At 67.4% G+C, this 660-nt stretch carries 1 protein-coding gene; it reads right to left on the minus strand.

Translation table 11 applies throughout. From position 1 onward, the window contains the following. On the minus strand, positions 1 to 660 hold a 660-nt coding region (locus NS355_RS17955; RefSeq protein WP_153008292.1), incomplete at both ends, for a S8 family serine peptidase.

The raw sequence follows: 660 nt of genomic DNA on the forward strand, positions 1-660 counted from the left end.
ACCTTCATGTCCGAGACCGGCTTCGGGGCGATCTGCAGCGGCAGCCGCAGGTCCTGGCCGTTCTCGGAGAGCACCAGCCGGCCGGAGAGGCTGCCGATGTACTGGCGGGCCTTGCCCAGCTGGATCTTGGCCTGGGCCGGGTCCTGGGTCTTGACCAGGGCCTTCGGGTCCACGGTGGCCGTCACGGTGATGGTGGCCTTCCCGCCGGAGCCCACCGAGACGGTGGGATCGTAGGAGAAGGAGACCCCGGGCATCTGCGTGGTCCCGGCGAAGGAGACCACGTAGGTGTGGGCCCGGTTGCCGATGTTGTCCACGGTGATCTTCCGGGTGAACCTCTGCACGCCGCCGTTGGTCTTGGCCTCGGTGACGCCGAAGCTCTGGCTGACGATGTCCGGGCGATCCGCGTTGTAGACGATGACGTCTTGGTTCACGGCCCGCACCGCATCCACCCGGCCGGACCCGACCCGCTCCACGGACTCCGTGGTGCCGTTGGCGTTCTTGACGTCGTGGGTCGCGGTGTTCATGATCGCGGCCTTGACGTTCTGCGGGGTGTAGTTCCGGTGCTTCTGCCAGACCAGAGCCGCCACCCCGGAGGTGTGCGGGGTGGCCATGGAGGTTCCAGTCATCACCTCGATGCCGTTGCCCGAGCCCACGAGACTC

This window comes from Sphingomonas yabuuchiae, from assembly GCF_001477495.1.
In the GTDB taxonomy this organism is placed as follows: Bacteria; Pseudomonadota; Alphaproteobacteria; order Sphingomonadales; family Sphingomonadaceae; genus Sphingomonas; species Sphingomonas yabuuchiae_A.